Source organism: Paenibacillus sp. FSL L8-0340, assembly GCF_038593145.1.
In the GTDB taxonomy this organism is placed as follows: domain Bacteria; phylum Bacillota; class Bacilli; order Paenibacillales; family Paenibacillaceae; genus Paenibacillus_AQ.
Genome location: NZ_CP151967.1, coordinates 4071862 through 4095653 on the forward strand (window position 1 = coordinate 4071862; position 23792 = coordinate 4095653).

Below are 23792 nucleotides of genomic sequence, written 5' to 3' on the forward strand. Positions count from 1 at the left end.
TTCTATGTCCATCATAGATCGATGCGAAGAAGCTCTGGTCAGCTCGCTTCGCATCGATAGATCATGGGAATGTTTCTATTGCTTCTTATTTATTAGCTTCGAATGCGGTTTGATGTTCCTTGCCCACTGCGGCGGAATCCACTTTTTGCACAAACAGGTTCTGAATGCTGCTCAAGTGAACTTGCGCCGTTGCCGGATTCATCGTATTGTCAAACGCCAGGTCACCGCCTTTGACTTCATTGAACAGGCCTGCAATGTTAATCGCAAGATCGGAGTAACCGGCAGCTTTCAAATCGCCATCTACTTTTTGGCCCAGACCTACGGCATTTTTCAGTTCAAATTGCTTCTTAGGATAGTTGGATGCGAAGAAGTTGAGGAAATCCTTGGTTTCCTGCAAATGCTCGCTGTTTGCGGAAATGGCAAATGCGCTGCCTGGTGCAAGCATAAATTCATTAGGGTCGCCTTTACCGTTAACTGTAGGGAATTGGAAGGCCCCTACTTTGCCGGCTACAGATGAAGCATCAATGGCTCCGGTTTCCCATGAACCGATAGACCACATTGCCGCTTTACCTGTTTTGAAGATATTGCCGCCTGCATTGGCATCAATGGATGTTGCACCATCAGGGAATGCGCCGGCTTGGACCAACTGCTGGAAGGCGTCTACTGCTTCTACGAATGCTGGATCTTCGAACGTTTTCTTGCCGTCAAGCACCTCTTGCAGGAAACCCGGGCCGCCGTTGGTACGGAGCAGAATGTTCATGAACAGGAATGAGCCTGTCCAGGAGTCCTTTTCACCGATCGCTAGGGGTGTGATTCCTTTCTCTTTGAGAATCTTTACATCCTTAAGCATTTCTTCGAATGTGGTTGGCGGGTTTGCAATTCCGGCTTGCTCAAACAGCTCCTTGTTGTAATACACCACCTCGATATTGTTGCCGTCAGGCAGTGCGTACACATTATTATTGAAGCTGTAGTAATCGAGCAATCCAGTTTGATACGTATCCTTCAGTCCGTTCTGCTCCAGCATATCGTTCAGTGGTGCGAACAATCCGGCATCTACAAACGGCTTCATTTGTGCAGCAGGGTTAACAATGGTGATGTCTGGCACTTCTTTGGAGGCCGCTTGTGTTTTAAGCTTTACTTTTTGCTGGTCTGTGTTCAATGTATCCAGTTCAATATGAACGTTCGGTTTTTCTTTTTCATATTCGGCCACCAATTCGCGGATCATTTTGTAGGCAGGTGTTGCAGGGTCAGGATAGATGTTCTGGAAGGTAATCGTTACTTTTTTGCCGCTGTCTTTGGTAGCTTCCGCAGCGCTTTTGGTGCTTTCCGGAGCTGCGTTGTTACCCCCTTTGTCATTGTTGTTGTTGGAGTTGCCGCATGCCGCCAAGGTTAATGCCATAGCAGCAGTTAAACCGATGGAGAATGTCTTTTGCATTTTTCTGTTGACCATTTGTTTGTTGCCCCCTGTCTTCGTGATATGTTCATTATCTTTCGATTAAGCGCTTCCAACAAGGTGGGAACTGCAGAATAAAGGTTTGTTTTTTCTATATATAAAATAAAGCTGTTCAGTGAAAATAAAGTATTAGACTAGAGTTGTTGATTTAGACTGAACAATTAATATAAAGCAGCGGCAGACCAAGACTTGATAAATAAAGCCTTAGACTGCCGCTGTTGTCATTAAACTATCGTTCCCCATTAGCCAACCATGCAGCGCAAAATCAGCGCTGCACCACAGAGAATGAAAATTTTTGCTTGGTATTTTATACTGGAAGTACGGCTGGGAGAGGAAGGTCGATGAACTATGGTGCGTTTAGAGCCCATCCGTTAGTCTGACTCCAACGACCACGGTGCACCACTGAATGTTGCTCCCACTGGGAAGCACTCATAGTAGATTAATCCTATTCTGGTTGTTGCACCAGTCTCCAATCATGATGCCGTAGAAAGGTTGAATGGCATGGATGTAATTATTGAACGGGCGTGCGGTATGGATGTCCATAAAGACAATATTACTGCATGCATCATGACACCTGAAGGAAAGGAGATTCAAACATTTTCAACTAAAACTGTATTTCTTCTTAAGTTAGTGGACTGGATTAAGGAGCACAGCTGTACTCATGTCGCCATGGAAAGCACAAGTGTTTATTGGAAACCTATTGTAAATTTAATTGAGGCTGAAGAGATCGAATTTCTGGTTGTTAATGCCCAGCATATGAAAGCTGTGCCTGGACGCAAAACCGATGTTAAAGATGCAGAATGGATTTGCCAACTCCTTCGCCACGGACTGATTAAAGCCAGTTTCATTCCAGACCGTAATCAACGTGAGTTAAGAGAGCTTGTTCGTTATCGCCGGAGTATCATCGAAGAACGTGCCAGACAGCATAATCGAATCCAAAAAGTATTAGAGGGAGCTAATATTAAGCTTGGTTCCGTTGTCTCAGATATTATGGGAGTTTCCTCTAAAAAAATGCTTTATGCGATTGCTGAAGGTATAGATGATCCTGGGCAACTGGCCAACATGGCCCTTCGAACACTAAAACGAAAAAAAGATGAACTCGAACTTGCCCTCCAAGGATACGTAAGTCCCCATCAACGCCTAATGATAAAAACCATTCTAACTCACATCGACTTTCTAACTCAACAAATTGATATGCTGGATCAAGAAGTTGCACGGCGAGTAAATCCTTACCAAGAAGATATCGAACGATTAGACTCAATTCCAGGCATATCAACACGAATGGCCGAACAAATCCTGGCTGAAATCGGTACAGATATTAAAAACCAGTTTCCAAGCGCAGCTCATATGTGTTCCTGGGCAGGACTTGTTCCTGGCCATAACGAAAGTGCGGGCAAAAGGAAATCGGCTAAAACCAAAAAGGGCAATAAATATTTGAGATCAGGCTTAACCGAAGCTGCTCATTCCGTAAAAGGATCTAAGAATTACCTTGGCGCACTGTATAGGCGTACAGCAGCGCGAAAAGGAAGGAAACGAGCAGGAATTGTAGTCGCTCATGCCATGTTGAGAATCTCCTATTACCTTCTAACTCGTAAAGAAATGTATGTTGATCTAGGGGAAGACTACTTCAATAAGCAAAGGGAACAGTCCATTGTGCGACATGCTTTACGCAGACTTGAAGGGCTAGGCTACTCCATTACCATCACTAAACCAGAAGGCTCTTGATCTATATAAGCTACAATAAAAAGCTATTCAGGCGCTCTCCCCTTTTAAAAAAACGAACGAGCTGCGTCTTCTTTAGTGCTGCCTTTTCCGTACTTTTGCTGTTTATGAATTTTCATAGTAGTTTAATAAACCACCTATTCAATTATCAGCTATCAATAACTTTTTCGATTCCATCCTCTTGTAAGTGTCGGATTAGACAAATGCACAATCAGCTGGACATCCCAGGTTCTCGAAAACTGTGCGCGCGGCAGAATCTACCGGCAGGAAAACCTCAATTTGCGGATATAAGCGGCCGCCTGCAGAAATCGAAATCTGTCTGTAGCGTACGGGAATAAGGCCTCCGGAGCTTTCCATTCTGGCTAGAATTGTTTGTATTTGATCAACATTTCCCCCTACATCCGGCACACTCAGATATTCGCACGCGTTATATTTCTGAACTCTATCCAGCATTTTTTGATACCACGCATCATAACGCGAGAGTATGTGCTCACTCTTAAAGGCTTGTATTCCGTTTATAATGTGCTCCTCCCACTGCTTAAACGACGCCTTGTCAAACGTGGAGCGGGACCGGATAGGAAAACCAGTATTAAAATGTAAATCGACCCTATTCATTAAACCGTCATATGAACGGTCGAGAGGGATTTCGAACAATTGATGAAAAGGCTCATTTAATCCCTTGATGTCCTGAGTATGTGTTACGACCATGGCTGGAAAAGGAATACTCCTCATCGTTTGCTGAGCCCACTCTAATGCACGCTCCAACGACCGTCCATACAATTCGGTCTGAATTGGAAGAAAACCGGCTGCCATAAGCAAATCGTTGCGCTCGTCGGATGTACACTCAAGATATTCTGCAATATTTATTATCGTCTGGCGGGTCGGTATGCGGCGGGTACGTCCAACCAGCAGATTTTTATACGAAGGAAAAGCCTCGTCGTTCAGCTCTTGTTGAGTAAATCGTTTCAAGGACGGTTGAGGTCGATCGACAAGCTTTTGCTGGCGTTTTATCCGCAGGGCTTCAATTTCTCCCATTACGATTCTATGTCTGGAATTCTCCGTATCCATCTTCTCTTCCTTTCTCTTATGAAGTGTAGTTCTGCACTTGGGCCGAGCCTTCATTTAAAGTATACTCCTCATTGAAATGAAGGTCATCTAATGACCATAACCAACATGGAGGAAAACCGATATGATTCGTACTATTGTTGTTGATCCGCGTGCCCCGTCTCATTTGGCCTTCAAGGAAGTTGACGCCCCGCAGCCTAAGCCATGGGAAGCGCTTGTGCAAGTGAAGGCCGTCTCACTCAACCGCGGTGAAGTGAGTGACGCTAAAAATCAGGAAATATCTAGCCGTCCTGGCTGGGATCTCGCCGGGATTGTCATCAAGCCGGCAGAGAACGGCGCAGGACCGCAAAAAGGGGCCAGGGTTGTTGGTTTGCTCCCGATGGGAGCCTGGAGCGAGCAAGTGGCTGCTCCCGTATCGTTGTTGGCCGAAATCCCAGACAAACTCACTTTCACTATGGCGGCTACCCTCCCCGTAGCAGGGCTCACGGCTCTTTATGCACTTCGAAAAGGCGGCATGCTGCTTGGCAAACGAATTTTCATTACAGGCTCTAGCGGCGGAGTTGGGCTATTCGCCCATCAGCTTGCAGTCCAATCCGGCGCATACGTTGTAGGTACGGCAAGCACGGAAGAGAAGGCTGAGCTTGTTCGGGAGGTTGGATCCGACGAAGTGATCATTGGATATTCCGCAATTTCATCAGCCAGCAAATTTGGGCCGTACGATCTGATCATCGATTCAGTAGGCGGCAATACACTGGCGGCGTTGCTGCCGCAGCTAGCGCCCCAAGGGATTTGCGTTGCAGTAGGATTTTCTTCCTCAAATACCGCAATGATCGATATGAAGAATATGGTGACCAGCGGAGGAAGAACCTTGTACAGCTTCTTTTTAGGTGAGGAACTCACTCGTCAATCAGCCGCGGACGATCTGAGTTTGCTGGCCCGGCTGGTCACAGATGAGCGGTTAATCCCACGAATCCAAGTGGAGGCGCCCTGGACCGAAATTGACACGGTTGCCCGTAATCTTATGGAACGGAAATTCTCGGGCAAAGCCGTGCTTCACTTAGATTGATTATATAAGTTTGCAACTATAATCCCAGGAATCTAAAAACGAATCTGAAAAAGAAACGGCAGTAGTACACCCTTACTCGTTTGAGTGGGAGTACCGCTGCCTTTCAATGAACCCGGCTATTTGACCTTTATATTTCGGTTGGCTTAATGAAGTGCTCACCAGTCTAATACTTTATGTTTCAGTCTGACACTTTATTTCTTCGGACAAAAGCATGCATATTGGGATTTCTCTTCCCTATATTGGCATGCCTTTGCAGAAAAATAGCAGCAGCCCGGGATGGATCATCCGTGGCTGCTGCCGCATCATTAATGCTATGAAGTTTAGATTTCATAGTGCTTCCGCAATACAGATTGTAGTAAACGCTCTAGTTCTCCACCCGCCACTGCTTAATCACATTCAGAAGCCCTGGCACATCCAGCCCATCCAGTGAAAAGGCTTTGCGCAGCAGCTCATGGGGGATGAATTCATCATATTTGCCGAGATATGGCGCTTCATCCTTGCTCAGCAAGGAAAGCGGGTCCGTCGCAGCGGTTGTTTCAGCCATGATCTCTTCCTCCAGCGTATCCGCATCTACACTGCCGGCGACTACCATATAATAAGGCTCCATCGGTGTGATGGAACGAAGCCCCAGCCGGCCTTTCAGGTTATTCTTCAGCAGCCGTTCCAAAGTCCGGAACTGCCGGCTTCCCGCCCACGGCAGGATGAACATGGAATCGCCGCCTGCCGGCAGGACGGATCGCGTGAGCAGACCGCTCTCCTTGGCCAGGCGGCGGGCCCGTTCCAACCGGGCCGCTGCGCTTGGCGCCAGATACGGATACAGCGCCGTCGCTCCCAATACCTCACGGATTTTGGCCATGATCCGGGTATGCACATCACCGCCAGCACCAAGCCAGAGGGTATCAACCTTGCCGCGCGAGCCTTTGACATAGACGGCCTTATGTCGGTTGTCTACCTCCTCCACCTTCCACAGCTTGCCCGCCAGCGTGAAACAGTAGCCCGGTGGGGGTACGGTGGTAATGGAGCCGATTTCCTCGGTGCCATTATAGACGACATGCTCCTCATCGTCTTTGAATACAGCAAGAAAACGGAAATTGTTGACGATCTTCTCACCGGCCAGCCCGATCAGCAGTCCGCCTTCCTCCAGTGTCTCAATATGGCCCATGCCCACCATGTACTCCATGAAGGTATCGTAATCCGCCGGGTCAATTCCCCGGAAGGACGGCAGGCTCAGAACAGCTGCTTTCAAATCCTCCGGTTCGGCTTCCCCCATGCTCTTAAGAATGCTCATCGTCTGATGGTACAGGAGCCCAACCGGCAGCTGGCGCACATTCAGCGGCTCTACCCACTTCTCCCGCACATACAGCTCAATGACCGCAATCGCCCGCAGCAGCGTCCAGGGCATCCGCGCGGGCAGCTGCGCCTCCTCATCCTCCTCCTCCGGGGTGACGAAGATCATCTCCGAAGCAGAGTCACCGCGTCTGCCGGAGCGTCCCAGCCGCTGGACGAAGCTGGCGCAGCTGTAAGGTGCCCCGAGCTGCAGCACCCGCTCCAGCTCGCCAAGATCTATGCCCAGCTCCAGGGTAAGCGTAGCTGCGGCTACCGCCGGGCCGGGACCTTGCCGGAGCGCGGCTTCCGTCTCTTCGCGCAGCATCGCGGAGATGCTTCCATGATGCACATGGAACACATCCCGCTCGCCGCGTTTGGCTGCCATGCGCCGCATCTCCAGAATCGCCTCTTCGGCGTCCGTGCGGCTGTTGGTGAAGATCAACGCCTTCTTCAGATGCGTATGATCGTAAATGAACCCGTAATAGGCCTGGCGGGCCCGCTCCAGGTGTTCAGCCTGCACCTCATCCCGCGCATCAGGGAAGGAGAAATGCTCCACACTCAGCCGGAGCTTGCGCCCCCCTTGCGGTGCGGATACCTCCACGCTCTCCCGCGTTCCGGCGGCCAGCCACTCGGTCACGGAAGCATAATCGCTCAGTGTGGCCGAAAGGCCGATCCGCCGGGGATGGCAGCCGGCCATCCGCGAGATCCGGGCCAATTGGCTGAGCACCTGGATGCCGCGGTCCGCCCCCATAAAGGCATGCACTTCATCAACAATTATGAAGCGCAGATCATGGAACAAGGCGGGGATCGCATTCGGGCGGTTCATGAGCAGCCCCTCCAGCGATTCAGGGGTAATCTGCAGCACCCCGGAAGGATTCTGCATCAGCTTCGTTTTATCCGCTTGCGGTACATCGCCATGCCAATGCCAAACCGGGATATTGCCTTCCCGCAGCAAATCATTTAACCGTGTGAATTGATCATTGATCAGCGCTTTGAGCGGCGCAATATAGAGAATCCCCACCGAATCGGACGGGCGCTCATAGAGCTCAGTTAATGCGGGGAAGAATGCCGCCTCCGTCTTGCCTGAGGCCGTACCGGAGGCAATCAGCAGGTGGTGCGGGGTATCAAACAACACGCGGCAAGCATCTACCTGAGCCTCGCGAAGCGTCTCCCACCGGTTCTTATAAATAAACTCCTTGATGAAAGGAGCCAGCCTGTAGAACGGATTGTCGCTCATAGGTCAAACTCCGCAAGAAATCCGTCCAGTTCGTTTTGCTCAGTCTCCGCCGGGTTTGCGGTGCGCTCGCCCACCAGCTTCTCGAACGAAATCTCCGGATGCTGGTGAAGGGTGTGTAGCAGATCCATGAAATCACGCACGACCTCGCGCGGGGTCAGCAGTTCGTCAGCGCCCAGTCTGCCCACGGCTTCTTCCATGAAATGCACCAGCTGCTCTTGGGCAAGTCTCGCTTCATAGCCGTAATGCAGTGCGTGGATATCCCGCAGCTTCTGAAGCAGCACCAGAATTTCCTCATGGGACAGCATGTCCAGCGCAATAATCGGTCCGGTGAAATTATTCAGCTCGGCTGAGCCGTAACGGCCCGCCACCAGCCGTGAACGCAAAGCCTCGTAGCTGAACAATCCGCGCCGCCCGTCTTCAACGAACTGCGGGGTACCTCCAATAAAGATGCCCAGCCGTTCCGCTTTGCCCTGCATCGTATCATTGAACATTGTCAGCAGCTTTTCGTAGTTGCTCTGGCGGGAGATACTGTTGGTAATCTTGTAGAGGTTAACACCCTCATCTATAAAGAGCAGCAGACCTTTATAGCCGATGGCACCTGTAAATTCGGCCCATAGCTTCATATAATCGTACCAATTGTCATCATCAATGATGACGCCTACGCCAAGTGCCTTGCGCGCCTCGGTGCGGGTGGCGAATTCACCACGGAGCCAGCGCAGCGCATCCTGCTTCAGCTCATCATCGGCAAGCTTATGACCGTTCCAGTAAGCCGCCAGCACCTTGGCAAAGTCAAAGCCATGCACAAGACCGCGCATCTCAGAGGCTACTGTATAAATTCGCTGCTCCACCTCTTCGCCAAGCTGCAGAGAGTCAGGTCCATACCCCTTCTCCTGCATCACCGCCTGCTGAAGCGTCATAATCCACTTCTGCAGCATGATTTCGAGTGCTCCACCGTCTGGACGGGTCCGGGTCGACAGGAGGCTCATCAGCTCCCGGTAGGTTGCGAGGCCTTGCCCCTTCGTTCCTACCAGCCGCCGTTCCGGCGAAAGATCGGCATCCGCGACCACAAAGTCCCGGTCCATGGCGTAGTTGCGGATAATTTGCAGCAGAAAGCTTTTGCCGCTGCCGAATTTACCGGTAATCAGCTTGAAAGCCGCTCCGCCTTCAGCAATATTGTCCATATCCCTGAGGATGGCTTCCACCTCGGGACGCCGGCCGACAGCAATATGTTCCAGTCCGATTCGCGGCACTACACCCGCCGTGAGCGAGTTTACGAGTGCGGTTGTCATCCGTTTCGGTATTTTCAGTTCATTCATCTAGGGATTCACCTCTTCAAATATTGCAGCACGGGCATAAATTCCTCAGTCAATTCCTCACCGTCGATCAGCAGATCGCCGAGCATGTCCATGGCAAGTTCGTTAATTTCGTCAAACAGCAGCTCCGGCATCGTCCCCCCGGCAGCGGCCAGCTTCTGCACAGCCTTCATTCCATCCTCATCCGCGAGCGCGGACACCGCTTGCCGCTGCAGAGGTGTCAATACGAAAGCAAATGCCTCCCACTCATTGTCTGTACTGCTCGCGGCAGCGGGCGATACTGGAACACTTAGGGTCTCGGGAACAGCATAAATCTCTTCTATAGGATCCTCTTCTATAAAGGAAGGGACAGCGTAATCAAGCTCCGAATCCCCGGAATTCTCTGAATCCTCCAACTCTGCTGAATCCTCAGGCTCCTCTATAGTGAGCAGCGTCCGGACAATCTCGGAATCGTTCTCCAGCCGTTCAAGCTTCCTCTTGTCAATAACGACAGCCGGACCTTTCCCGGCTTGCTCTGCCTTGCGGAATTCCCGTTTCAGAAAACGGGTCACCAGCTCGTCCATATCCGCATCGACCTTAACGTCTTTCAGCCGTCCGCGGAAGCCCATCAGCTCACGCAGCTTGTTCTCGGTGAGCCGGAAAAGCCGCGTAATCAGGCTGCGCAGCGGCGGAGATTTACTGATCCTTACGACAGGCACAAGTACGGAGTAGCCGTAGAGCGATATATCATAAACTGCACTACGGAACAGGTAACGCTCCCGCAGTACCGGCGGGCCGGGCGGGAACATCTCCACCAGCTTGGACCCATGTTTGCGGGCTACATAGGCGTCTATTAATGCAACCACTTGAGGAATATAACACTCAGCCGCCGCTTTGCCTTCACCGGTGTAGAACTTGGATTTGCTGATATCGTAATCCGACATGACCGTCAGCACTGCAAAGGTCAGCTGCTCCGGTGCAGTAGTCAGGCACCTCATCAGCTCCAGCTCTGCCAGATCTCCGGCAAGTCCGCGCGTACGGGCAACGATGCCTGACAGCGGCACGTCTAATTTATGCACGAAGATGAAATCGGCAATCCAGCCGCCAAGATATTGATCCAACCGCTTGTATTGATCCCTGTAAGCTTCCCATAGCAAGGACAGCTGTCTGTACCCTTCCTGTGGTTCTTCCCAGCCTACTCCGTTAATCAGTTCATAGACATGCAGAAAAATATAAGAGAGATCAGTCTTCGGATATCTGCCATGTCTGACTTCATCCCGCCAGAAGAAATACCATCTGTATTGCGCTCCCGTCATATGCCCGTATGTAGGCCAATAACTCTTAAATGGAACAAACAGTGTCGCGGCTTCCCTTTGTTCCGCCAGTTCACGTGCCCGGTGTACAAATTGGCTTTCCGTAGTAGTTACCGGTTCCTGCTTCTCTTCCATATCCCAGAGCTGAAGCTGTACCGTCTCCTTCGGCGGTTCTTTCTTCTTCATCTTGGCGGCGGCTGACTGCGGCTGCACATTCCCGGTAGCTTCCCGTGGCGGAATCGGCACATTACTCTCCGTGCTTTCCCAGACCAGCTCTGTAAAGTGCGGCAGCTTCCCTTCATTATTCATTCTTCCATCGCTCCAATCCTGAAACGTAATCCGAGAAGACCCTGCTCCTGCTCTTATGAAAAAACGGTCCTGTTCACATGGTGTGAAGGAACCGTTTTGTTCTTCTCGAATTATCCGAAACCGCTGTACATTTCACATCTAATATTAGCATTGTTGCAGGATTAACATCAAGTAGATCCGGCAAGGAATACTCTCTTAGAGCAGCTCAGTTCCTTTCGTTTCCTTACCCAGAAACAACACTGCCAGCGCACCGATAATAATGGTTACGAAGAACAGCATAAAGATTGAACTGATGCCGACCTTATCGCCTACCAGAAAACCTACCAGCAGCGGTGCGATCACACCGCCGATCCGGCCAAAGGAGGTGGCCAGCCCTGCTCCCGTCGAGCGGATTGATGTCGGGTACAATTCAGGGGTATAAGCATACATGCCGCCCCATGCGCCAAGGTTAAAGAATGAGAGGCAGATCCCTGCAGCCATCAGCATGCCCTCCGTTGTCGCATTTCCGAACCAGGCAGCGCTGACTGCTGTGAGCAGCAGGTAGATTACCAGTACAAACTTGCGCCCGAACTTTTCAATGAAATAAGCGGCTGTGAAGTATCCGGGCAGCTGGGCAAGCGTCATAATCAGTACATACTCAAAACTCTTAACAAGGCTGAAGCCCTTAATCACCATTACCGTAGGCAGCCACAGGAACATGCCGTAATAGGAGAACACCACCGTGAACCATAAAATCCACAGCATGATCGTTGATTTACGGTACTCCGGCGACCAGACGATAGCAATGCGTTTACTCAGCGAAACCGGAGCTTTCCTAATTTCCGCAAACCGCGGGGAATCATCTATGGCACGCCGCAAATATAGCGCATAAAGTGCCGGTACGGCACCTATGCCGAAGGCGATACGCCAGCCGTAATCCGGAATAACAAAGTAGGCAATCAAAGCCGACAAGATCCAGCCTACCGCCCAAAAGCTCTCCAGCAGCACAACCGCCCGGCCTCTCTCTTTTGCAGGCATGCTTTCCGACACCAGCGTTGAAGCAACAGGCAGCTCTCCGCCCAGCCCGAACCCGGCTACAAAGCGCAGTACACATAATATCCCGAAGCCTGTAGCAAAAGCCGATAAGCCGCTGGCCGCCGAGAAGATCAACAAGGTCCATAGCAATACTGACTTGCGTCCGAAACGGTCGGCCAAAATCCCCGCCGCTGCCGCCCCTGCTGCCATGCCCACCGAATTAATACTGGTCAAAAATCCAATCTGCTCCGGTTCAAGCGACCACTCCTTGGCGAGCGCTGCAACCACAAAAGAAATCATTCCGACATCCATCGCGTCAAACATCCAGCTTAATCCCGCACTGAACAGCAGCTTCCTTTGCTTCGGATTTCGCAGTAGCGTCATTTGATTCAAGATCAAGCACCTCTTCCCTTACTCCGACTATTCTACCCTGATATTGCTAGTTTCTCTTACACATTCTAAGAGTGCTGCTTCTAAAAATCAAGGAATAAAGCAGCATTAAAGTATTGCCGGGCCAGGGCTTGAAAATAACAGGTTTGTACAGAAATTGCCGAGATCATCAGCATATTTTGCACAGCATCCCTTTGCGGTCTTGTCAGATGGCTCAGCCGGTTCATCAATTTATCCATTGCACTTCTTAGTGAGCTGTCCGTTTTCCAGGAATAATCTCTGTTTGCACTGCGTTCAGCCATCCCTTGAGCCTGCAGCGCAGGGCTGCGCTTAATCTCTTCGAACAGCTCCGCATACCCGTGATACAGCTGCGCCGGTTCAACCAAATCATCATCATCCCGTTCCGGTTTCAGGAAAAGCAGGCGGAATAGCTGACGTATACTTTCGAAATCAAGTGCTGCTTTTAGGTCATCAATGATAAATAGCAGCGCAGCCTGATTAACCGAATACTTTTTCCCTTCCCTCGGTGAGCCGAGATATTCCTTAAAGTCGCGCTTCACCCAATTTTGCATAGCGCTGGCACTCAGTGTGGAATACTCTATGAGATGTCCAAGAGCAGCAATGTCCGAGAGCGAGAACCCTTTGACGTTCCCTCTTTTTATGATCTTTTGCAGGATCGGCGGGATATCCGTAGAGAGGAACGCAGGCAGGGACATCCCCTGTTTCACCTCTTCGTGATGAAATTTCGTCCAGACCTCCTGAAGAATATGCAGCGGTTTTTGCTCTGAGCTTCCGGTCAGCGAGAGCAGCAGTCCAGACATTTCTTTTCGGCTTAAAGTAAAAGCTTCCATAGATGGCACCCCTTCGCCATTTGATATTTTAATGAAAAGTTCGTACAATAGGTTCAAGTGAACTCATAATATGAGTATAACCTATTTTAATAACGAGAGGGATGGTAAAGATTTTATGGGTATAGGACTTAGTTTGATGTTGGTGGCCATTTTGATTATTTTAACCGCTTTTTTTGTAGCCACGGAATTTGCAGTAGTAAGATTGAGAGGCAGCCAAGTAAGTCAAATGGTTCTCGAGGGAAAGAAGAATGCTTTAGCTGTACAAAGAGTTGCAGCGAACCTTGACGGTTACTTGTCTGCTTGTCAGCTTGGGATCACAATCACTGCCCTCGGTATCGGGGCGTTGGCAGAACCTGCATTTGAGCAGCTGCTGATTCCTTTATTCGATTTGGCTGATATCAGTCACAGTGTGAGCGAACCTATTGCCTTTGCATTGGCATTTATTATTGCCACATTCCTGCATGTCGTAGTCGGAGAACTTGCACCGAAGACGGCCGCTATCAACATTCCGGAGAAAATCGGTCAAATTACAGCCCCGCTGATTATTTGGTTCTACAAAATATTGTACCCTCTGATCTGGCTCATGAACGGTTCCGCCAATCTGCTTGTCAGCTTGTTCGGGATGAAGCCAGCCAGCGAGCATGGCGATGCGCACAGTGAAGATGAGATTCGTCTGATTCTGTCCGAAAGCTATGAAAGCGGCAAAATCAACAAAGCCGAATATGGCTACGTGAACCGGATCTTTAATTTTGATGAGATGCTGGCCAAAGAAATTATGGTGCCGCGGACAGACATGGTGTGCTTGTTCACCGACCACTCGCTGGCGGAGAATTTCAACATCATCCGTAAAGAGCAGTACACCCGATTCCCTGTCGCTGACGGCAGCAAAGATAATATTATCGGGATGATCAATACCAAACAGCTGTACCTGCAGTATGACAACAACCCGGATTTCGATTTCAAAAGCCTGATATTGCCGCTTCTGACTGTGTCTGAGGTAACCCCGGTGAAGAACTTGTTAACCCGTATGCAGGTAGAACGTGTGCATATCGCCCTGCTGCTTGATGAATACGGCGGAACATCCGGTCTGATTACGATTGAAGATATTCTCGAGGAGATTGTCGGGGAGATTCGTGACGAATTCGACGGGGATGAACGCAAGAATATCGAGAAGCTCAGCGACGTCAATTACTTGTTCGACGGCAAGGTTTCTCTCCTGGAGATCAAGCAGCTGACAGGTCTTGACTTCCACGATGATGAAGTAACAACCATTGGCGGCTGGTTATACAGTCACCTAAGCGAGCCCACTATCGGCAAAAGCATGAATTACGAACATGTTACGCTTACCGTCCGTGAGATGAACAAAAACCGCATCCGCAAGGTTGAGGTGCTTATCGGGGATAAGGACTCCCTGGAATCTGGGCAGAAAACGGAATAATAGCTAAATATATATCAATAAGGCAAAGGCGCTCTGTCAGGGAGCGCCTTTTGTTGTAGCTGAACTTAGTTAGACAAAATCCTGCTCATATAATATTCGTCCACCCAATCCCCGCTGACCATCAGTGATTTCTTCTTGATGCCTTCAATTTCAAAGCCGCGCTTGGTGTATAATGACACCGCTCGATCATTATGTGTCATAACGGTCAGCTCCAGGCGCACAATGCCGACGCCGGTTGCCCAGCTCTCCATCTCCCGGAATAAGCCGCTGCCGATACCCATTCCCTGATAATCCGCCAAGATGCCAATCACAATATACGCGCTATGCTTATTACGTCTTAGGCTTCCTCCACGGACGGATAAGTAACCCGCCAGCCTGCCATCTGCCACGGCGCCGAGCAGAATCGAAGTTTCGGCTTTGGCGAAGCTCTTAATCATCTCTGTTACTTGCTGCAATCCAGTCTGCCTCTCATCAGGCTCCAGCAGCATAAATGAAGATTCCTCATCCAGCCGGTGCTGCAGACTCAGGAGTTCAGCAGCATCCCCGGGAACCAGCTCTTTCAGCGTTATATTCATCATTTCCCCCTGCTCGATCTTGCTCGGCATAACACTAATTGCTGATGTACTTCTTCCACACATCGCTTAACAACGGCAAATCATTAATACATTTTCGTCAGGGTCCTTGAAGTTAAACCAGTGATCATTCTCAATGTCAGTCAGGATCTCCGCACCGCTGGCTTTGACAAAATCATAAGCAGCATCGATGTCCTCCGTATTTAAATGAAAGGACGGCACCTTCAGAACCGACTCGGCCGTGAAAATTCTGCTGTCCAGCACAATACCCGGTCCTTGCATCGGCACCACATACAGATGACCGAACAATACCTCACCGTCTAGCGGAAGCCCCAGCAAGCTGCAATACCAGTTCTTTGATCTTTCAATATCACTGACCGGAATGAAGACGGCGCCAATCTGATTCAGAATCGGACTTGTCACAGCAAGTACAGCCTCCTCTATGCTTTCTCAGAATAGGTATTACTTTTTAGTAATTCGATAAAATATGCCAATTTCCTCCCCCCGCAAGTTGATCGATTGGAACTTATGATATAATCTGGACAGATGATATCAAGACGTCAGGAGAATGAATTTGGCTAATCTATTCCTCGGGCACCTAAGGCTGACGCCACCAAAAATACTATCGCTCGGATTCATGCTGCTGATTGCGGCAGGAACAGTACTTTTATGCCTCCCGGCAGCTTCGACAGGAGACCGAATCTCCTTTATCGACGCCCTCTTTATGGCAACTTCAGCGACCTGTGTCACCGGTCTCGCTGTCATCGACACCGGAACACAGCTGACGGTGTTTGGACAAATTGTCCTCCTGGTGCTGTTCCAGTTCGGCGGTCTCGGATTTGTGACCATGGCCACGCTGATTACACTTGTACTCAATAAACGGATCTCACTCAAAGAAAGGCTGCTGCTACAGGAATCCATGAACCAGAACTCCATGCAGGGCATAGTCAAGCTGATCCGCCGGGTACTGATCTATTCCCTGGTCATACAGCTTAGCGGATCAGCCCTGCTTGCCGTAAGATTCATGCTGGATATGCCTTTCGGAAAAGCGGTATATTACGGTTTGTTTCATAGCATTTCTATCTTTAACAACGCCGGATTTGATCTCTTCGGAGATGTGCACGGGCCATTCAGCGGTCTTACCCGCTACGTGGAGGATCCCATTATCAACATCACTTCCATGCTGCTCATTTTCCTAGGCGGAATTGGGTTTATCGTGTTATCCGACGTAATCGACTTCCCCAAACGCAAACGTCTGACCTTGCATTCCAAGGTGGTTCTCTCCACTTCAGCCATCTTGATTCTGGTCGGGGCGGCAATTTTTTTCTGGCTTGAACTGAACACCACGCTAAAACCGCTGCATGCCGGCGGCAAAATAATGGCCTCTTTCCTGCAGGCGATTACCCCCCGCTCCGGCGGGGTGACAACCATTGAGATTCCGCTCTTGCGGGAATCCACTCAGTTTCTGATGATTCTGTTGATGTTCATTGGTGCGGCGCCTGGATCAACCGGTGGTGGGATTAAGATTACTACCTTTGCCATACTGGTAAGTACAGCATATGCCAAACTGCGCGGGAAGGAAGACATCGTCATGTTCCGCCACCGGATCTCCAAAGAAAACGTGTACCGGGCCATCACGATGACACTGCTCTCATTGATGCTGGTAGTCATTGCCACCATGCTGTTGTCCGTGACGGAGAGTGCGGATTTCCTGACCGTGTTGTTTGAGGCGGTGTCCGCTTTTGGGACCTCAGGCATTACAATGGGGCTGACTACGGAGCTGACGACTATAGGGAAGGTTATGGTGATCATTCTGATGTTTGTCGGACGTACCGGACCGCTGACACTTGCCTATGCGCTTAAACCGAAGAACAGCAAGGAGCTCTACCGTTATCCTGAAGGCAATATTACGATCGGGTAGAGCTTTCGAACTTATACCTATATAAATATAAAATGCGACCGTTCGCCGGCAGTGGATGCCTTCGTCGGTCGCATTTTTGCGATGCTATTCTTCTTCCTGAATGTCCTGGGTATCCAGTGCGGCATCCAGCAGCTGATTAAACAGATCGTCATCATTCTCCAGCAGCGTGTCAATCTCCAGGAACTGCTCTTCGCTCCCCGGTTCGCCGGCAAAGCTGAAGCTGTAATCCCATTCGCTTCCCCGTTTGCTGAAGAACGTAATTTCATACGGAGACTTATGATTGTCGAGCGTGAACACCGTCCTCCCGACATAGCTCTTATCTTCTTCGCGTTTCAATTCCGCTTTTATAATTTGTACGTTCATGCGCTTTCCTTCCTTTCATCTGATCGTCCACACTCTCCCAGTATAGCATTGAAATGAAAGCAAATCCCTCTCTTTCCGCTGCAATTGACTTTTTTCATCCGGCGGTTAATAATTTAATACAATGCTCATACAGCACTAAAATATAGTAAATGGAGGAAACCCAATGCTCAATTTAGAAGCGAAGCTTAGCAAATATGCAGATCTGGCAGTCGAAATCGGCGTCAACGTTCAACCGGGTCAAATACTGGTCGTCAACGCTCCCGTTTCAGCAGTAGAATTCGTACGGCTTATTACGGCCAAAGCCTATGCCATAGGGGCAAGTCTGGTCAAAGTAAACTGGAGTGACGAGAGCATTACCCGCCAGCAGTTTGAACATGCCGCACCGGAAGTCTTCACGAAGGCTCCAACGTGGTACGCGGGAGAAATGACCGAATTCGCCGAGAATGGAGCCGCTATTCTGACAGTAATCGCCGAAGATCCCGACGCACTAAAAGGCATTGATCCGGAACGTATCGCCAATTACCAAAAAACACGCGGTGCTGCGCTTACGAAATACCGTGATTACCAAATGTCCGATAAAATCAGCTGGAGTATTGTTGCCATCCCTACACAAGCTTGGGCCGACAAAGTGTTCCCTGATGTTCCGGCCGAAGAACGTGTGGATAAACTATGGGAAGCTATCTTCCACACTGTCCGTCTTGACCGCGAAGATCCGGTTGCCGCCTGGCAGGAGCATCTTGATACACTAGAACAGAAGGCTAATGTGCTTAATGCCAAGAAGTATAAAAGCCTGCATTACATAGCACCCGGCACAGACCTGACTATCGAACTGCCAGAAGGTCACATTTGGGCGCAAGGAGACAGCATCAATGCCAAAGGCCACACTTTTGTCGCCAATATGCCAACAGAGGAAGTGTTCACAGCACCGCTTAAGACAGGTGTTAACGGCACGGTCAAAAGCACCAAGCCGCTCAGCTACGGCGGCAACATTATTGATGATTTCTCCATCACCTTCGAGAACGGCCGCATCATCAGTGTAAGCGCCGGTAAAGGCCAGGATTCACTGGAGTATCTGATCAGCCTGGATGAAGGAGCCAAATATCTCGGCGAGGTTGCTCTGGTGCCTCACCAGTCCCCGATCTCCGAATCGAATATTTTATATTTCAATACCTTGTTTGACGAGAATGCTTCCAACCACCTGGCTATCGGTACAGCTTATGCCTTCTGCCTTGAGGGCGGTAAAGAGATGACCCAGGATGAGCTGATCGCCCATGGCCTGAATACCAGTGTCACCCATGTTGATTTCATGATCGGCTCACCTGACATGGATATTTACGGAATTACAGCTGACGGTACACGGGAACCGGTATTCAAAAGCGGAAACTGGGCGTTTTAAACACAGACTACAGATAGCGGAGGAGCAAAATCATGTTGAGTTTCAAGCAAAAGCTGGAGAATTACGCACTGCTGGCTGTAAAGATCGGAGTCAATATACAGCCCGGGCAGACGCTCGTACTCAATGCAGACATCGTTGCCGCAGAGCTTGTCCGCCTGATTGTGCGGAAAGCTTATGAGGCCGGTGCTAAGCTGGTCAAGGTCAATTATACCGACGAGTTCGTCACACGGACCCGCTATGATCTGGCCCCGTCGGCCAGCTTCCTTGAACCGCCGAAATGGCAGGCGGATGAGCTGGAGGATCTGGCACGCAACGGCGCGGCCATCCTGACGGTAATCTCCGCCAATCCGGATCTTCTGAACGGTGTAGAAGCCAGCCGGATATCCGATCATCAGCGCACCGCAGGCCAGGCTATGGCCCCGTACCGTGAAATGATGATGAACAATTACATCAGCTGGAGCGGCATCGCTTTTCCGTCTCCATCCTGGGCGGCCAAGGTGTTTCCCGATGCACCGCCGGAAGAACAGGTTGGCCTGCTCTGGGATGCGATCTTCAAGGCGGTGCGTGCAGACCAAGAGAACCCCGTTGAGGCTTGGAGCCAGCATTTAGGCGGCTTAAAGCAGCGCTGTGATCTTTTGAACGCCAGAAAGTACCGCAAACTGCATTATACCGCTCCCGGAACAGATTTGACTATCGAATTACCCGAAGGCCATATCTGGTGTCAGGCCGGAGCCGTGAATGGACGCGGGGTCTCTTTCCTGGCCAATATTCCGACAGAAGAAGTATTCACTGCCCCGCTCAAGACTGGCGCTAATGGCAAAGTCAGCAGCACGAAGCCGCTCAGCTATGGAGGCAACATCATCGACCGGTTTACGCTTACCCTGAAGAATGGCAAGGTCACTGACTTTACGGCAGAAGTCGGCCAGGATGCACTGGCTTCCCTGCTGGCCATGGATGAAGGAGCCGCTTACTTCGGTGAAGTAGCGCTGGTCCCTTACCACTCTCCAATCTCGGAAAGCGGCATTCTCTATTACACTACACTGTATGATGAGAATGCTTCATGCCATCTGGCACTTGGTGCTGCTTATGCATTTACCTTGCTGGAGGGCATCTCTATGACCAAGGAACAGCTTGCTGACAAAGGGATGAATCAAAGTCTGACCCATGTGGACTTCATGATGGGTTCCCCGGAAATGAATATAGACGGAATTACAGACGATGGAACTGCTGAACCTATCTTCCGCGCAGGTAACTGGGTTTAAGCAAGTTCTTAGGCCATTATGTCCTTTCGATGAATACCTTATTGCTACACCCCATTACTCTCTGTAGAGAGGGTAACGGGGTGTTTTTGCGCTTGCCTGAAGATAGTTAAAGGCATAATTAACCCAAATTTAAAGTTTTGTTCAAATAATATTCACAATATTGTTGAAATTAATTCACAAATATGTCACAATACAATTAAGGATTGTATTTCCAATCCAGTTTAGGTGTTGGATGAAGCCAATCAGTGCTGAATGATACTCACAAAACTTTTAGGAGGTCATCCTGATGAAAGAGTCGATATCCCAAGAGCTGGAACGGCCGGAGCATGAACGTCCAAGTGTTCAAGCCCCTACAGACTCAAGCATTATCGCATCCAATGCAATCAAATACACAGCTTACATCATGCTACTATTCGGTTTCTTATACTTTCTGATTGCATACCTGGCTCCTATGCTATGAGGTTGCTTCATTATATAGCTTTAATAGAAAGCGCTTACGGCTTTTGAGCTCCTGCTGGAGTCCATTAGCCGTTTTTATTTTTGCGTTGTTACATCTTACTGTCATCCAATATGAACCAAGTTCATATGGTTTTAATCTTTTATATTGATATTAATATTTCAATACTACTTGACATGTGAATAAATTATCGGTATGGTGTGAATGAATTCACACTTCACAATAAGGAGTAATCTATGCCAAAAAATACTTTCTTTCGTTTAGATGAAGCAAGGCGCGAGGAAATATCTAATAGTGCTATGCATCTTTTTGTTGATAATCTTTACGAGGATATAACTATGAAGATGGTTTTGGATAGTTTGTCCATGCACCCCGGAACATTTTATCGGTATTTTGAAGACAAAGATGACCTTTATTGTCTGTTAATACGTAATGTGACCCAGAAAAGAGCTGCGTATTTTAATAACAGTAATGAAGATTCCCTTTTCCGGTTTTTCCTTACTGGCTTATTTGGTAACGTTAATGGCATTGTGACCGAGCCACTGAATGAGTTGGAAATCAAACTCACTGCAACACTTTTTTACATTCCCGAGAACATTTTACTTAAAATATATCTGAATGTGCTAAAGGGCGAGTCATTCCCCTTAATCAAGGACATTTTACGCCGAATGAGAGTTGATGGATATCTCCGACCTGATATTGACGACGACCTGATTTCTTTTATGTTTGAGTCAATGCAGTTTAATTTAGTCATGTTTTTTAGGGAATTCGATATTAAGGACTCTATGCTGCAACATAAGATTAGCAAGTACTTTGCTGACTTTATGGGTCATGGGCTGCTTGAAGATCATAAATATTCTGAAATTGTTAGCGATATCAAGAAAGCCAAGGAGTAGATATGATTCACTGAAGATAGGATGTAATAGTTTCACAGTTTTGATAAGCGCTCATAACGCAATGTATGTATTTCACGCTCGCCACTTTTCTTAATTAAGGGGGAACAAGAAATTGAAAACTTATGACGCATTTCCAGAACCAATTGGCGGCTATACTGTCGGTCGAACCCAGATGGATTTTGAGTACACGGCATCAGATCACTCAAAAAGAGAACTGACGGCGTTTGTGTACTATCCGTCCGACAGTAGCGAAGGTAAGACTACATCAACGTACATGTTTCCTGAAGTCTACGAAATGTTTAATGAGCAGCCACTTGTCACTGCGTATCTTAAAGGGAAGGATGTTTTCTCTATAGATATCCAGACCCAGTGTTACGACGACCTTGCTCTCTCCGGGATGGAAAAGCGGTACCCGGTGTTATTCTATGTTTGCGGCGGGGGCGGTTCTCCAGAATGGGGTACAGTGATCTGTACAGACTTGGCAAGCATGGGATATGTTGTGGTAAGCATCGGCCATCCGAATAGCACGATGTATAAGCGTAAAGATGGGCGCCTGTTTAATGTATCAAAGGATTTTTCGGATGTCATTATGGCGTTTTCTGAAGATCCGGAGATGCTGGCGTTGGCTGGTAAGATGGAGATGCGGCCTGACGATGAAACTGCCATTGAGATGTGCCATAACGTGCTTACACTGCCGATACTTGCCAAGTTAACAGAGTATAGTGAATTACAGGCAGAAGATGTAAGGTATGTAGCCGATTATCTTTACAAACTGGACTCTGGAGAGCTGAATTCCATCTTTAAGGGCAGATTGCTCTTTGACATCGGCATGGGCATAGTCGGACATTCTTATGGAGGGCCTACGACGGCGATTGTTTGCCGGGACGACGACCGGTTCGCCTGCGGGATTGGCTTGGATAGCGGTGCGTTTGGCCTTCTCGACAGCGACCTTAAGAAACCCTTCTTGCTACTGTTTTGTGAACCTAACTATAACATGAATGCGATAATTGGCGCTAACAATAGCATGGAAACCTATTACTTCTCTGTTGATTGTGTTGCGCATTTAGATTACTGCGACATCGTGTTTACCAGTGTTAATGAGGAACTCAGAGGCGAACGGCATGCTATGGAGATGCGAAATCTTGTTACAGACTATACGAAGAACTTTTTTGATCATTACTTACTGCAGAAGGCTGCGAGTGTGGAAAGCCTGGCATACGATGGCGTGGACTTGATCAAGAAGACCAGCAACAAGTGACATAACCGGGAGGTTGCTGATAAACGCATCTCAAAGAGCTAGCCGTACAGACACAAAGCCGATAACCCTATTACGCGGGTATCGGCTCTCTCATATTTCAGGCTATGAAAATTTCTGTTCGATAAAAGTTTTAAAATACCACTGCTCACGGTACAGATGTCCTTGCAGTGCTGTCCAATATAGTCCACTACCCGGCGCAGGGATAGGTTGTAATCATTGGCAGAATAAATGTCGCTTATGACTGTTTCCCCTTTGTTTTGCTGAATGAGGCACTCCAACAAAAAACAACGCTTATCATCTCTTTGCAGTTTGCAATAAGTTCTTCCTGCGATTCGCCCAAGGCTTGTTTGAAAACTCCATATAAATGGAGCCGCATCTGTAGATAATGGAAAGGCATTAAAACAAACTTCTCAAGATCACACAGGTGCAATATAAATTACAAATTGACAAGTGATTACCAGGACAAGGCTTTGCTGATCCAGGCTATGGCAGCAGGCGACCAGTTGGCATCCATTCTGGAGCGCAGCCAAGCTATAGCTTCCTCGCGGGAACCTTCATAAGGGGTAAGGCCGTGAATTTCCATCCAGTGGCCTACGGTCTCAAACGAAGTGCTGCTCCAGCCATTTACTTCTCCCAAGTCATTTTGGCGTGCCTGAACTCCGGAGATTACAATATCAAGGGTGCCTTGCAGCTCTGTGACCGCATTGTCAAAAGCAGTCTTCTTTTCCTTTGCTTTCATATCACCCAAAGAACGCAGCTGGCGGGTATCTATACCCTCGTTGGCACGGATCACCTGCAGCAATGTCAATGCTTCTCTGCTGGCCAAGCCGTTATTGTACCGTTCTTCCAGTTCTTTAGCGCTGCCAGCGGCTTTTACAAATGCCGGAAACCAGTCCCGCGAGACGAGAATTGCCTTTTTCTTAATAAATTTGCCGTAGCCGGCCAGTCCCTCACCCGGAAACTGTGCACGCCAGCCCCATGGATCCAGCTCTGAACCGGTATGCCAGTTCTCGGCTTTGGTCAGCCCGTTTAATGACGGATGCTCCGGAATCAGCGAAGCAAGAGGTACAATACCCAGCTTGGCAATGACCTCACTCATCTCCTTATATGTTGTTACACCGCCCTGCACTTCCACGTTTTCCATCTCACTTTCCCCCTAACGGAATGGTTAAATCACTTAATGATGTTGTT

The 23792-nt window shown here is 49.0% G+C and carries 20 protein-coding genes; 9 read left to right on the forward strand and 11 right to left on the reverse strand.

From position 1 onward, the window contains the following. Positions 1 to 85: 85 nt before the first annotated feature. Positions 86 to 1450 (reverse strand): extracellular solute-binding protein, encoded by a 1365-nt coding sequence (locus tag NST07_RS18155; RefSeq protein WP_341093566.1) that lies wholly within the window; start codon positions 1448 to 1450, stop codon positions 86 to 88. 504 nt (positions 1451 to 1954) lie between these two features. On the opposite strand from NST07_RS18155, the gene NST07_RS18160 reads away from it, so the two are divergent. After that, positions 1955 to 3178 (forward strand): IS110 family transposase, encoded by a 1224-nt coding sequence (locus NST07_RS18160; RefSeq protein ID WP_342479910.1) that lies wholly within the window; start codon positions 1955 to 1957, stop codon positions 3176 to 3178. 192 nt (positions 3179 to 3370) lie between these two features. Here NST07_RS18160 and NST07_RS18165 read toward each other — a convergent pair whose 3' ends face one another. Continuing rightward, the gene (locus NST07_RS18165) at positions 3371 to 4243 is read right to left on the reverse strand and encodes a hypothetical protein (protein WP_341093567.1); all 873 of its coding nucleotides are present in this window, start codon (positions 4241 to 4243) and stop codon (positions 3371 to 3373) included. A gap of 121 nt (positions 4244 to 4364) precedes the next feature. Here NST07_RS18165 and NST07_RS18170 point away from each other — a divergent pair, with 121 nt between their 5' ends. Continuing rightward, positions 4365 to 5306 carry a zinc-binding dehydrogenase gene (locus NST07_RS18170; protein WP_342479911.1) on the forward strand — a complete coding sequence of 314 codons (942 nt, stop codon included), beginning with the start codon at positions 4365 to 4367 and terminating at the stop codon, positions 5304 to 5306. A gap of 364 nt (positions 5307 to 5670) precedes the next feature. On the opposite strand, the gene NST07_RS18175 is transcribed toward NST07_RS18170, so the two are convergent. The 5 genes from NST07_RS18175 to NST07_RS18195 all read right to left on the reverse strand — a co-directional run bounded on the left by NST07_RS18175 (position 5671) and on the right by NST07_RS18195 (position 13038). After that, positions 5671 to 7869, reverse strand: a complete 2199-nt coding sequence (locus NST07_RS18175; RefSeq protein ID WP_341093569.1) for a DEAD/DEAH box helicase — start codon at positions 7867 to 7869, stop codon at positions 5671 to 5673. Further along, on the reverse strand, positions 7866 to 9185 hold the full coding sequence (locus tag NST07_RS18180; protein ID WP_342479912.1) for an ATP-binding protein: 1320 nt from the start codon (positions 9183 to 9185) through the stop codon (positions 7866 to 7868). Before NST07_RS18180 ends, NST07_RS18175 begins: the two co-directional genes overlap by 4 nt. A gap of 8 nt (positions 9186 to 9193) precedes the next feature. Continuing rightward, on the reverse strand, positions 9194 to 10783 hold the full coding sequence (locus tag NST07_RS18185) for a TerB N-terminal domain-containing protein (RefSeq protein ID WP_342479913.1): 1590 nt from the start codon (positions 10781 to 10783) through the stop codon (positions 9194 to 9196). Positions 10784 to 10978: 195 nt separating this feature from the next. After that, positions 10979 to 12190, reverse strand: a complete 1212-nt coding sequence (locus NST07_RS18190; protein ID WP_341093575.1) for an MFS transporter — start codon at positions 12188 to 12190, stop codon at positions 10979 to 10981. 80 nt (positions 12191 to 12270) lie between these two features. Continuing rightward, complete coding sequence (locus NST07_RS18195) at positions 12271 to 13038, reverse strand: DUF1836 domain-containing protein (RefSeq protein ID WP_341093577.1); 768 nt, start codon at positions 13036 to 13038, stop codon at positions 12271 to 12273. A gap of 115 nt (positions 13039 to 13153) precedes the next feature. Here NST07_RS18195 and NST07_RS18200 point away from each other — a divergent pair, with 115 nt between their 5' ends. Further along, the gene (locus NST07_RS18200; protein WP_341097687.1) at positions 13154 to 14476 is read left to right on the forward strand and encodes a hemolysin family protein; all 1323 of its coding nucleotides are present in this window, start codon (positions 13154 to 13156) and stop codon (positions 14474 to 14476) included. Positions 14477 to 14541: 65 nt separating this feature from the next. On the opposite strand, the gene NST07_RS18205 is transcribed toward NST07_RS18200, so the two are convergent. Further along, a complete protein-coding gene (locus NST07_RS18205; protein WP_342479914.1) occupies positions 14542 to 15081 on the reverse strand; it encodes a GNAT family N-acetyltransferase in 540 nt (179 codons plus the stop codon). A gap of 36 nt (positions 15082 to 15117) precedes the next feature. After that, positions 15118 to 15471 (reverse strand): VOC family protein, encoded by a 354-nt coding sequence (locus tag NST07_RS18210; RefSeq protein ID WP_341093580.1) that lies wholly within the window; start codon positions 15469 to 15471, stop codon positions 15118 to 15120. A 145-nt stretch (positions 15472 to 15616) separates the two neighbouring features. Between NST07_RS18210 and NST07_RS18215 the strand changes: the two genes are divergently transcribed. Further along, the gene (locus tag NST07_RS18215) at positions 15617 to 16969 is read left to right on the forward strand and encodes a TrkH family potassium uptake protein (protein ID WP_341093582.1); all 1353 of its coding nucleotides are present in this window, start codon (positions 15617 to 15619) and stop codon (positions 16967 to 16969) included. An 84-nt stretch (positions 16970 to 17053) separates the two neighbouring features. Here NST07_RS18215 and NST07_RS18220 read toward each other — a convergent pair whose 3' ends face one another. Beyond that, positions 17054 to 17332: a hypothetical protein gene (locus NST07_RS18220; RefSeq protein ID WP_038592629.1), complete on the reverse strand. Its 279-nt coding sequence runs from the start codon at positions 17330 to 17332 to the stop codon at positions 17054 to 17056. 163 nt (positions 17333 to 17495) lie between these two features. Between NST07_RS18220 and NST07_RS18225 the strand changes: the two genes are divergently transcribed. From NST07_RS18225 to NST07_RS18245, 5 genes are all read left to right on the forward strand, one after another. Then, on the forward strand, positions 17496 to 18728 hold the full coding sequence (locus NST07_RS18225; protein ID WP_341093585.1) for an aminopeptidase: 1233 nt from the start codon (positions 17496 to 17498) through the stop codon (positions 18726 to 18728). A 32-nt stretch (positions 18729 to 18760) separates the two neighbouring features. Continuing rightward, positions 18761 to 19990, forward strand: a complete 1230-nt coding sequence (locus NST07_RS18230; RefSeq protein ID WP_341093586.1) for an aminopeptidase — start codon at positions 18761 to 18763, stop codon at positions 19988 to 19990. A gap of 286 nt (positions 19991 to 20276) precedes the next feature. Continuing rightward, entirely contained in the window at positions 20277 to 20450 is a 174-nt protein-coding gene (locus tag NST07_RS18235) for a hypothetical protein (RefSeq protein WP_156130888.1), read from the forward strand. Positions 20451 to 20683: 233 nt separating this feature from the next. Beyond that, positions 20684 to 21343 carry a TetR/AcrR family transcriptional regulator gene (locus tag NST07_RS18240; RefSeq protein ID WP_341093589.1) on the forward strand — a complete coding sequence of 220 codons (660 nt, stop codon included), beginning with the start codon at positions 20684 to 20686 and terminating at the stop codon, positions 21341 to 21343. Between the two features lie 112 nt (positions 21344 to 21455). Continuing rightward, the gene (locus NST07_RS18245) at positions 21456 to 22601 is read left to right on the forward strand and encodes a choline esterase (protein ID WP_342479915.1); all 1146 of its coding nucleotides are present in this window, start codon (positions 21456 to 21458) and stop codon (positions 22599 to 22601) included. A 454-nt stretch (positions 22602 to 23055) separates the two neighbouring features. Here NST07_RS18245 and NST07_RS18250 read toward each other — a convergent pair whose 3' ends face one another. Beyond that, entirely contained in the window at positions 23056 to 23745 is a 690-nt protein-coding gene (locus NST07_RS18250; RefSeq protein ID WP_341093592.1) for a hypothetical protein, read from the reverse strand. Positions 23746 to 23792: the final 47 nt, after the last annotated feature.

What these genes read in the sequence shown, in the direction of transcription:
- NST07_RS18205 (WP_342479914.1), bottom strand. Translation starts at nt 15,081, where the DNA reads ATGCCGAGCAAGATCGAGCAGGGGGAAATGATGAATATAACGCTGAAA.
- NST07_RS18170 (WP_342479911.1), top strand. Translation starts at nt 4,365, where the DNA reads ATGATTCGTACTATTGTTGTTGATCCGCGTGCCCCGTCTCATTTGGCC.
- NST07_RS18220 (WP_038592629.1), bottom strand. Translation starts at nt 17,332, where the DNA reads ATGAACGTACAAATTATAAAAGCGGAATTGAAACGCGAAGAAGATAAG.
- NST07_RS18165 (WP_341093567.1), bottom strand. Translation starts at nt 4,243, where the DNA reads ATGGATACGGAGAATTCCAGACATAGAATCGTAATGGGAGAAATTGAA.
- NST07_RS18195 (WP_341093577.1), bottom strand. Translation starts at nt 13,038, where the DNA reads ATGGAAGCTTTTACTTTAAGCCGAAAAGAAATGTCTGGACTGCTGCTC.
- NST07_RS18180 (WP_342479912.1), bottom strand. Translation starts at nt 9,185, where the DNA reads ATGAATGAACTGAAAATACCGAAACGGATGACAACCGCACTCGTAAAC.
- NST07_RS18200 (WP_341097687.1), top strand. Translation starts at nt 13,154, where the DNA reads ATGGGTATAGGACTTAGTTTGATGTTGGTGGCCATTTTGATTATTTTA.
- NST07_RS18185 (WP_342479913.1), bottom strand. Translation starts at nt 10,783, where the DNA reads ATGAATAATGAAGGGAAGCTGCCGCACTTTACAGAGCTGGTCTGGGAA.
- NST07_RS18160 (WP_342479910.1), top strand. Translation starts at nt 1,955, where the DNA reads ATGGATGTAATTATTGAACGGGCGTGCGGTATGGATGTCCATAAAGAC.
- NST07_RS18250 (WP_341093592.1), bottom strand. Translation starts at nt 23,745, where the DNA reads ATGGAAAACGTGGAAGTGCAGGGCGGTGTAACAACATATAAGGAGATG.
- NST07_RS18240 (WP_341093589.1), top strand. Translation starts at nt 20,684, where the DNA reads ATGCCAAAAAATACTTTCTTTCGTTTAGATGAAGCAAGGCGCGAGGAA.
- NST07_RS18225 (WP_341093585.1), top strand. Translation starts at nt 17,496, where the DNA reads ATGCTCAATTTAGAAGCGAAGCTTAGCAAATATGCAGATCTGGCAGTC.
- NST07_RS18215 (WP_341093582.1), top strand. Translation starts at nt 15,617, where the DNA reads ATGAATTTGGCTAATCTATTCCTCGGGCACCTAAGGCTGACGCCACCA.
- NST07_RS18230 (WP_341093586.1), top strand. Translation starts at nt 18,761, where the DNA reads ATGTTGAGTTTCAAGCAAAAGCTGGAGAATTACGCACTGCTGGCTGTA.
- NST07_RS18235 (WP_156130888.1), top strand. Translation starts at nt 20,277, where the DNA reads ATGAAAGAGTCGATATCCCAAGAGCTGGAACGGCCGGAGCATGAACGT.
- NST07_RS18175 (WP_341093569.1), bottom strand. Translation starts at nt 7,869, where the DNA reads ATGAGCGACAATCCGTTCTACAGGCTGGCTCCTTTCATCAAGGAGTTT.
- NST07_RS18155 (WP_341093566.1), bottom strand. Translation starts at nt 1,450, where the DNA reads ATGGTCAACAGAAAAATGCAAAAGACATTCTCCATCGGTTTAACTGCT.